Source organism: Hyphomonas sp. UBA3601 (assembly GCF_002375605.1).
In the GTDB taxonomy this organism is placed as follows: domain Bacteria; phylum Pseudomonadota; class Alphaproteobacteria; order Caulobacterales; family Hyphomonadaceae; genus Hyphomonas.
Genome location: NZ_DFME01000141.1, coordinates 1 through 8,525, shown reverse-complemented (window position 1 = coordinate 8,525; position 8,525 = coordinate 1). Strand labels below are relative to the sequence as shown.

Annotated in this window: 12 protein-coding genes; 8 read left to right on the top strand and 4 right to left on the bottom strand. The window is 60.4% G+C overall.

What is annotated here, in order from left to right; genetic code table 11:
* Both B4F73_RS15895 and B4F73_RS15890 read left to right on the top strand, forming a co-directional pair.
* Window positions 1–651: class I SAM-dependent methyltransferase (locus tag B4F73_RS15895; RefSeq protein WP_290483751.1), on the top strand; the 651-nt coding region annotated here is incomplete at its 5' end.
* An 88-nt stretch (window positions 652–739) separates the two neighbouring features.
* Window positions 740–1,354: a TIGR02466 family protein gene (locus B4F73_RS15890; RefSeq protein ID WP_290480316.1), complete on the top strand. Its 615-nt coding sequence runs from the start codon at window positions 740–742 to the stop codon at window positions 1,352–1,354.
* A gap of 7 nt (window positions 1,355–1,361) precedes the next feature.
* On the opposite strand, the gene B4F73_RS15885 is transcribed toward B4F73_RS15890, so the two are convergent.
* A complete protein-coding gene (locus tag B4F73_RS15885; protein WP_206991785.1) occupies window positions 1,362–1,772 on the bottom strand; it encodes an MAPEG family protein in 411 nt (136 codons plus the stop codon).
* Window positions 1,773–1,944: 172 nt separating this feature from the next.
* On the opposite strand from B4F73_RS15885, the gene ppa reads away from it, so the two are divergent.
* The 3 genes from ppa to B4F73_RS15870 are packed head-to-tail and all read left to right on the top strand — an operon-like array spanning window position 1,945 to window position 4,291.
* Window positions 1,945–2,481 (top strand): inorganic diphosphatase, encoded by a 537-nt coding sequence (gene ppa / locus B4F73_RS15880; protein ID WP_034817227.1) that lies wholly within the window; start codon window positions 1,945–1,947, stop codon window positions 2,479–2,481.
* 19 nt (window positions 2,482–2,500) lie between these two features.
* Window positions 2,501–3,667, top strand: a complete 1,167-nt coding sequence (locus B4F73_RS15875) for a sialidase family protein (RefSeq protein ID WP_290483750.1) — start codon at window positions 2,501–2,503, stop codon at window positions 3,665–3,667.
* Window positions 3,668–4,291: a LysE family translocator gene (locus B4F73_RS15870; protein ID WP_290483749.1), complete on the top strand. Its 624-nt coding sequence runs from the start codon at window positions 3,668–3,670 to the stop codon at window positions 4,289–4,291. It begins immediately after the preceding gene.
* Window positions 4,292–4,309: 18 nt separating this feature from the next.
* Here B4F73_RS15870 and B4F73_RS15865 read toward each other — a convergent pair whose 3' ends face one another.
* Complete coding sequence (locus B4F73_RS15865; protein ID WP_290483748.1) at window positions 4,310–4,933, bottom strand: carbonic anhydrase; 624 nt, start codon at window positions 4,931–4,933, stop codon at window positions 4,310–4,312.
* A gap of 151 nt (window positions 4,934–5,084) precedes the next feature.
* Here B4F73_RS15865 and B4F73_RS15860 point away from each other — a divergent pair, with 151 nt between their 5' ends.
* Both B4F73_RS15860 and B4F73_RS15855 read left to right on the top strand, forming a co-directional pair.
* A complete protein-coding gene (locus tag B4F73_RS15860; RefSeq protein ID WP_290480313.1) occupies window positions 5,085–5,684 on the top strand; it encodes a TetR/AcrR family transcriptional regulator in 600 nt (199 codons plus the stop codon).
* A gap of 56 nt (window positions 5,685–5,740) precedes the next feature.
* Window positions 5,741–6,799, top strand: a complete 1,059-nt coding sequence (locus B4F73_RS15855) for an acyltransferase family protein (protein WP_290483747.1) — start codon at window positions 5,741–5,743, stop codon at window positions 6,797–6,799.
* A 17-nt stretch (window positions 6,800–6,816) separates the two neighbouring features.
* On the opposite strand, the gene B4F73_RS15850 is transcribed toward B4F73_RS15855, so the two are convergent.
* Both B4F73_RS15850 and B4F73_RS15845 read right to left on the bottom strand, forming a co-directional pair.
* Window positions 6,817–7,365 carry a DUF1465 family protein gene (locus B4F73_RS15850; protein ID WP_206991780.1) on the bottom strand — a complete coding sequence of 183 codons (549 nt, stop codon included), beginning with the start codon at window positions 7,363–7,365 and terminating at the stop codon, window positions 6,817–6,819.
* A 63-nt stretch (window positions 7,366–7,428) separates the two neighbouring features.
* On the bottom strand, window positions 7,429–7,614 hold the full coding sequence (locus B4F73_RS15845) for a DUF1192 domain-containing protein (RefSeq protein ID WP_034817216.1): 186 nt from the start codon (window positions 7,612–7,614) through the stop codon (window positions 7,429–7,431).
* Window positions 7,615–7,707: 93 nt separating this feature from the next.
* Between B4F73_RS15845 and B4F73_RS15840 the strand changes: the two genes are divergently transcribed.
* The coding region (locus B4F73_RS15840) for an NAD(P)H-quinone oxidoreductase (RefSeq protein ID WP_290483746.1) at window positions 7,708–8,525 on the top strand (818 nt) is incomplete at its 3' end.

The following is an 8,525-nucleotide window of genomic DNA, read 5'->3' as shown; positions in this document are numbered from 1 at the left end:
CAAGATAGACAAAGCGGCGGCGGCTGGTACACAAATGTCATCGCGCCCTATCTTGCCAGTGGCGGTGGCACACTGGTCGCAGCCTATTTCGACCCGAATATTGGCGATGAAGACCGTCGCGCCCGAATCGCCGAGCGCCTTGCAGAATTCCAGGCGAATTATGACGACCCGAAATTCGGCACCATCGAATACAGCGCCTTTTCGGCCGAGAGTGGCCCGCTGACCGAGGCCGGGACAGCCGATGTCGTACTGACCTTCCGCAACCTCCACAATTGGATGAGCGGCGGATACACCGAGAAATTTTTCACGGACGCCTATGCCGCTCTGAAGCCCGGCGGCGTGTTGGGCGTGGTCGAACATCGCCTGCCTTCAACGGCCACACAGGACCCGACGGCCTCTTCGGGTTACGTCCATGAGGATTATGTCAAATCCCTCGCCGAAGCGGCCGGGTTCGAGTTTGTCGAAGCCAGCGAAATCAATGCCAATCCGGCCGATACTGCGGATCACCCGTTTGGGGTCTGGACGTTGGCCCCGGTCAACGCCACGCAGGACCGGGAAGGCAACACTCCGGACGGTTTTTACGCTGCTGCCTATGCCGAAATCGGCGAAAGCGACCGCATGACGCTGAAATTCGTCAAGCCTGCCGAATAGAGCGGCCAAGTTCTGCAGATGAGCCCGCGACCTTGCAGAAGGTGGCGGGCTCTTTCTTTTGCGCCTTGCTCCGCCTAAAGAGCGGCCCATGACCACAAAGACCCTCTTCCCCACTTTGGTGCGGACCCAGCCCGTCGGCGATAGCGATCTGGCGACACGGCTCGAACATGTCTGCTGGGTGCTGGCCGAGGATGACGCCGCCGGGAATGCGTGGTGCGAGACCGAAGGCTATGGCGGGTACACATCCTACGCATCTCTCGACGACTTGCCGGACCGGTTCCCGGAATTTGCGGAGCTGAAAGCCTTGCTCGATACCGTCGCGACTGACTTTGCGACGGAACTCGACTGGGACATGGAGGGCTTCACCCTGGAACTCGACGCGATCTGGGTGAACATTCTGGAGCCCGGCTTTGGCCACTCCAATCATATCCACCCCGGCAGCGTGATTTCAGGAACCTATTACGTCTCCACGCCAGACGGCGCGTCTCGGCTGAAACTGGAAGACCCGCGCCTGTCGCGCATGATGGCCGCGCCGCAAATGCGCGATGACGCGCCAGAAGACCGCCGCCGCTTTGTCTATCTTGAGCCCGAAGTCGGCCACGCCATCCTGTGGGAAAGCTGGCTGCGCCATGAAGTCCCCGCCAATATGGGCGAGGAACCGCGACTCTCGATCAGTTTCAATTACGCCCTGAAGCGCGACTGACGGGCGCCTAAAGCACTTTTCCAATCACCATGATCGCCAGCGCCAGTCCGCCAACATAGGTGACGAGCGCACCCAGGACTTTAAGCGGATGCGGCTTTTCCAGCGTTGCACAGACCAGGCAGCCAAGCGCATGCAGAAAACGAGACAGGGTGATCGCCACAACAAGGCTCGTCACGGCGATTCCAAGGTCGCGCCCCGCATAGGCAAAGCCGGTGATGACAAAAAGCCCGACCAGAAGCGCAGTATATTCAGCGGCATTTCCATGCGCCCGCTCGGCTTTCATCATCGGCCCCGTCGGATCTGTCGCTGCGCCATAGGCGATGGTCTTGGTGCGCCCCCGCGTGATCGAAACCCAAAAGCCCAGCAACAGGGTCAGAATGACCAGCGCCGCGCTACAAAGAATAAGTGTTGAATGCATTTGGTGTACCTCCCAGACGGCAGAGTAACCCCATTTGGGCGAGTGGGAAGCATTCGGGCACAAAAGCTGCATTAACCCTCCCGCGTCACTGCCACTCTTGACGCAATCTGTTTCAGGCGTCATCGCCACCCCACACCGTGTTTCAACCTTCCAGCCAGATGCGAGCCGTCTTATGGACCTTTCCAAAATCAAAACCGGCGACAATCCGCCAGACGACATCAATGTGCTCATCGAGGTCCCGCTCGGCGGCGACCCGATCAAATACGAGATCGACAAGGATTCCGGCGCGATGTTCGTGGACCGCTATCTCTACACCGAGATGCGCTATCCCTGTAATTACGGCTTCGTGCCGCACACACTCAGCCTCGACGGCGACCCGATCGACGTGATGGTTGTCGGCAATCGTCCACTGGTGCCGGGCTCGGTCGTGCGCGCCCGTCCCGTCGGCGTTCTGATGATGACCGACGACAAGGGCCCGGACGAGAAGATCCTCGCCGTGCCGCACAACAAGCTGACGTCATACTACGACAAGATCGCGACCTATCACGATCTGCCGCAGACCCTGATCGACAAGACCGCCCACTTCTTCGAGCACTATAAGGACCTCGAAAAAGGCAAGTGGACCCGGATCGAAGGCTGGTACGGCATCGAGAAAGCCCGCGAACTGATCGAAGCCGCCGTCAAGCGCGGCCAGGCAGAAGGCGCCTGATCGCAGCGGCGGGATGCAAATGTTTGAACGCCTGTTCGCACTTTGCCTGATCCTGCCGCTTTTTGCTTGCACCCAATTGCAAGACCGGCCGTCGGCGCTGCATGCACCGGCGGCCGATCTGTATGACGCCTCAGCGCCCGATCTCGGCCTCTCGCCCCTGCCCGGCGCGAAGGCCATCACCGTATTTCGGCCCGGCCCCGGCACGGACCAGTTCAGCAACGGTGCCGTGCCCATCTCCTTCAAGGGCCGCGTCTTCGTTCAATGGCAAAGCTCGGCCCGCGATGAAGACGCCCCGGACACATGGGTTGCCTATTCAGTCAGCGACGACAATGGCGATCAATGGAGCGCGCCGCGTCCCCTGACCACACCGTCTGATGGCGAGGAGATCCGCTCCAGCGGCGGCTGGTGGACTGATGGCGAAACGCTCATCGCCTTCATCAATGTCTGGCCGGAAGGCTTCCACAAACGCACCGGCGGCTACACCGCCTATCGCCTCAGCCATGACGGCGAAACCTGGTCCGAGCCCCGCCCCGTGCTCGGCGCAGACGGAATGCCGGTGAATGGCGTGATCGAGCAGGATCCGCACCTGTATGACGGCCGCCTTCACACCGCCTTCCATGTGCGCCCCGGTATCCGGGCGCGCCCCTTCTACACCGACGACCCGCTCGGATTGACGGGATGGCAGGCTGGCGCGTTCGAGAACCTTCCCTCTGACCCGCCCATGAGCCGGGAGCTGGAACCCAGCCTGTTTCAACGCGGCGACTGTCTTGTCATGGTCTTCCGCGATCAGGCGTCGAGCTTTCGCCAGCTTGCATCGGAAAGCTGCGACCGTGGCGAAAGCTGGAGTCGTCCGCAGCTGACTGCCATGCCTGATGCACGCACGAAGCAAAGCGCGGGCAATTTACCCGGTGGCACCGCCTTTCTCGTTCACGCGCCAAAAGGCGACAAACTGCGCATTCCCCTCGTCCTGTCGCTGTCAGAAGATGGCCACGTGTTCGACCGCGCCTTTCTCCTGCGCGGCGCCGATGACCTGCAGCCCCTGCGCACCGAGGGCCTCTACAAGCGGCCGGGCTATCATTATCCGAAAAGCTGGGTCGCAGGCGACTTCCTCTTCATTGCCTACACCGCAAACAAGGAAAACGTCGAACTGACCCGAATTCCCCTTTCCGCGCTGGAGGCGCGCTGAATGGACCTGTCAGTCTGGCTCGCGCTGATGGCGCTGTTCTTCGCTGGCGGCCTGACCCCCGGCCCGGCCGTCATGATGGTGATGAGCGCATCCTTGCGCTATGGCGCGCCGACCGCGCTGGTCCCTGCCGCAGGTGTATCCGCCGCCAATCTTGTCTGGATTTCCCTCGCCGCAACCGGCATCGCCACCTTTGCGGCGCAGGCCCCGCTCGTGCTGATGGGCCTGAAGATTGCCGGCATCTGCTTCATTGCCTGGTTGGCCTGGACAATGGCCACCGCAGACCCGCACCGGCCTCGCGCCCGCGCAGATCAGGCGCCTGCGAAGTCCAATTTGTTTGGTCGCGGCGTTGGCCTGCAATTGCTCAACCCGAATGCGCTCGTCTTCTTCGGCCTGTTGCTGCCAAGCTATTTCGATCCGGACAAGCCGGTCGTCCAGCAAGCCTTGCTGATCATGCTGACCGTGACCATCACCGAAATGTTCGGCCTCGCCTTCTATGCTTGGCTTGCAGACGCCATGAACCGCCGGTTCCAGTCGCCCGTCTTCACGAAATGGTTCAATCGCCTAGCCGCGTCCGCCATGCTGGTATCGGCTCTGTTCGCAGCGCTTATGACCAGTGGAAACTGACCGCCACTCCGGGGCGAATCAGGGCTCGATCACCTCAAACCGGCTGGTTTTCGGGTTCCGCCAGTGCAGTTCGCCATGCTTGATCGCAAACCAGGCGCCGTGCAGTTCCAACTCGCCCGCCTCGACCGCCCGCTTCACGAATGGAAACGACATCAGGTTTCCGAGAGACGTTTCCACACCTTCCAATTCGAGGGCAAATTGCGGATTGATCGATCCGCTTTCCACAACGCGCGCGCGTGCCGCTTCCAGCAAGCGTACCCAAGGCGTCACGAACTCGCCGATTTCCGGTGTGCCTTCCCCGGCCAAAGAGGCCGCGACACCGCCGCATCCGCCATGTCCCATCACCACGATGTGCTCTATCTTCAACACGTTGACCGCATATTCGAGGGCGGCGCTCACGCCGTGCAGGCCGTCATCCGGCTGATAGGGCGGCACGAGATTGGCAACGTTACGGACGACGAACAATTGGCCCGGCGCAGCATTGAAAATGTCCGAAGGCTCGGCCCGGCTGTCGGCGCAGGCAATCAGCATGATGCGCGGATTCTGGCCTTCGCCCAGTTCCCGATACAATGCAGCCTGTTTTGAGTAGATTCCCTTCCGGAAGCTGCGATACCCTTGCAGCAGATCCTCGACCGTATTCATGCCAACAACTCCTGTTTCTCTGTAGCACTGACTAGTGCATATTGCAGTCGCGGCAAGCGGAAACGGGAGTTTGTTTACTACTTCACCCTTATGCTTGGCTGACAAAAGCTGTACCTAGTGCAGCGCAGCATTCAAGAAACTGGAGTTGTTCATGCCCACGCCCTCGGAGACCAGCAAGTCTTCCCGGAAGGGGCCGACGCGCAGTGAAGCGTCCAAGGCCGCCATTCTGGACGCAACACGCATAGAGATGGCGGAGAATGGCTGGCGCGGCTTCAGCGTAGATGGCGTCGCCAAACGTGCCAGCGCATCCAAACAGACCATCTACAAATGGTGGCCGTCAATCGGCGCGATGTGTGTCGATGCGGCTTTGGCCCTGATCCCCGACAGCCCGGATGGCGGGCGCGATCCGCAAGAACGGATTACCACGCTCATCGTGCCATTGGAGGCCGCCGCACGTACCGGAGCCGGGCACGCGGTTCTGCGGGTCGCCTTGACGGCCGCTGCTGACGACAAGGATGCTGGCGAATTGTGGCGCGCCTGGATGAACCGCGACATTCGTATGCCCATGCGCATGCTCCTCGCCGAATTGGCCGGAAAACGCGTGATTCGACGTGATTTCGATCTTGATGAAGCGATTGAAGAAATGCTGGGGCCTCTCTGGCACCGTATTCTGATCATGCGCGCACCTGTGCGGGAGGGCTTTTGTAGTGCCCAGTCCGCAAACTTCCTGAAAGTGTACGCCGCGAGCTGATTTCGCGTATGGCGTGAAATTTGCAGAGCTGCTCCTGAAGTTTTCGGGGGCATTGCATGTCTGTTACACGCATCAATTGGGTCGATTACGCCAAGGGCGTTTGCATTATCGGGTTGGTCCTGGCGCAGTCTGTCTACGGGTATGTCGCCATGACGGGCCAGTCCAACTGGATGCACTTTGCCGCCGCCTGGGCAGCTCCCATCATCCTGCCGACGCTGTTCATCATGTCCGGCTTGTTCCTTCCCCGTACGCTATTCGGATCGAAATCGACGTTTCTCGATCGAAAAGTGCTCCGATTCGTCTATTTCTACGTCGTTTGGCTGATCATCCAGACCGTCATCCTCTACGCACCGCACGTCACGTCAAACCCGCTTGTCATTGCGAGCGCAATGCTGAGCGGTCTGGCACAGCCCACATCGGGGCTTTGGATCCTGCCCATGCTGGCGCTGTTTCATCTCACCACATGGCTCGCACGCCGTAGCGCACCGACGAAAGTCCTGCTTGTGGCCGCCCTGCTCCAGACGGCGCATGCGGCCGGCATGATCCAGACGGGTTGGCTCGTAATTGATACTTTCGCGCAGTATTTCGTCTTCTTCTTCGCAGGCTATCACGGAGCAATCCTGTTCCGCCGGTTTGCAGCCCGCTTGTCCGAGGGCTTCTCGGATGTACCGGTCGCACTGATCATCTGGGCCGCCATCAACACGGTCCTGGTCGCGCAGGGTACGGCCACATTGCCCATTATCAGCCTGGTGCTCGGCTTTGCTGGCGCGTTTGCCCTGATCGCCCTGGCGACACGCTTGGCCAACACGCGGCATGGCGCGGCCATGCAATATATCGGGCGGGCGCAGTTCGTGATCTATCTGACCTATTTCCTGCCCATGACGGCCGCGCAAACCCTGCTGGTCCGGAGTGGCCTCCTGCCAGAGCCCGGCCTTACCAGCCTGGCGATTGGCCTGATCGCGATCGCCTTGTCATTGGCGTTTCACCGGCTCGTGCGTCGGACCCCGCTCAAGGCGCTCTATCGTCGACCGATGAGGTTCCGCCTCAAGGGCGCGGAACTCAGCCGGGGCGGCCAGCTGATCGGATCAGCCACCGACCGGGTCGAAGAAGCCTGATTGGAAAAGGTGCGCCTTTATTTGGCGCGGTGCCACACCATCAACGGGTCAAACGCGCCGGTTTCGGCAGCCCGTTGCAATTGGCTGATCTGATCGATCACGGGATTGGCGGCCATCGGTTTGCGGGACTGGCCATAGAGCGCGTCATCCAGTCTGCAAATCTGCTCGAACAAGGCTTCCGACCGCGCAACCAGATCCAGGAACCGCGTCGGCAAGCCCAGACCTTGCTGTGCCGCCGCGTCCAGGGCCGGCTCTTCGCGGCGGATTCGGTACTTGCGAGCCGCAGCCTCGTCGCGACGCATTTCGCCATCGCGCACAGCTTTCTGCATCACCAGCCAACTCGCCGCCTGCATCAGGCGCGTCGTCAGTTCCATGCTCCAGGCCGAATAGGTGAGGCCAGCTTCACGGGGCAAGGTCGTCGCAGCCTCGCGACCCGGACCGTCCAGATAGGAGGCCGTTTCTTCAACGAGTGCCATGCCGCGCGCAAAAACCGTGTCAAACAGCTTGCCGCCGGTAAACCCGTCCTGGATGTCGAGCTGATCGTCTGGTGACGTGTCTGCCGCCATGAATGATACCTCTATACGCGGGGGTGGAAATTTGGACTTTATCAATCCAGCCTTTCCACCCGCTTAATTGCCGCCCCCGAACAGGGCATCCGCCGCAGATTTCTGCGACTTCTTCTTCTCGATCTCCGCTTCGCAGGCTGCGATGCCTGCCTGGAGCACTTCTATACGTTCATGCAATTCCTGCACCGACATCTGCTCCAGCGTCTGTGGTGTGTTGACTAGAATTGGCTCTTCATCAGATGCGGCCATGGGGGTCACCCTTCAATTCGTGTTACAGCCCTTATCAAAGCAGAAACGCTGCCTAGATGCGACTCTGGAGTCAGAAGGGAAAACACAAGCGACATGGCAACAGAAATGATGAAAGCCGTCCTGGTTGAAGAGGGCGCGCCGCTCAAGCTCGGCGATTTTGAGAAACCAAACCTGAAGCCGGGTGAAGTGCTGGTCAAAGTGGCCGCTTCGGGTCTCAATCGGGCAGATCTGGTTCAGCGCCGCGGCGCCTATCCGCCGCCCCCCGGCGCCTCCCCCATCATGGGTCTGGAAATTTCCGGCACTGTTGTGGAAACGTCAGATGGCACCAGCCGATTCAACACCGGCGACCGGGTTGCGGGCCTTCTCGCCGGGGGTGGCTATGCCGAGTTTGCGGCGGTCGACGAAGGCTCGCTTTTCCCCGTTCCAGACGGCATGGACATGGTAAATGCTGCCTGCTTCCCGGAAGCGCTGATGACGGTGTGGGCGAACGTATTCGACCGGGTTCACTTCCAGAAGGGTGAAGCCTTCCTGTGTCATGGCGGAACCAGCGGGATCGGCGTCATGGCGCTGCAAATGACCAGGATCGCTGGCGCATCAAAAATCTACGCAACCGCCGGATCAGACGACAAATGCGCGCTCTCCAGAGAGCTCGGCGCAGATCGCGCGATCAATTACAAAACCGAAGATTTCGAGAAAGTGGTCAAGGAAGATGGCGGTGTTGACGTCACGCTCGACATGGTGGGCGGGGATTACATCCAGAAGAATATCTCGGTTTCCCGCCCGGATGGCCGGATCATCAATATCGCCTATATGAACGGCTTCACGGCAGAGGTGAATTTCGCGCCCGTCCTGATGAAACGCCTGACCCTTGCCGCCACGACCCTGCGGGCCCGGCCGGTCGAGGAGAAGCG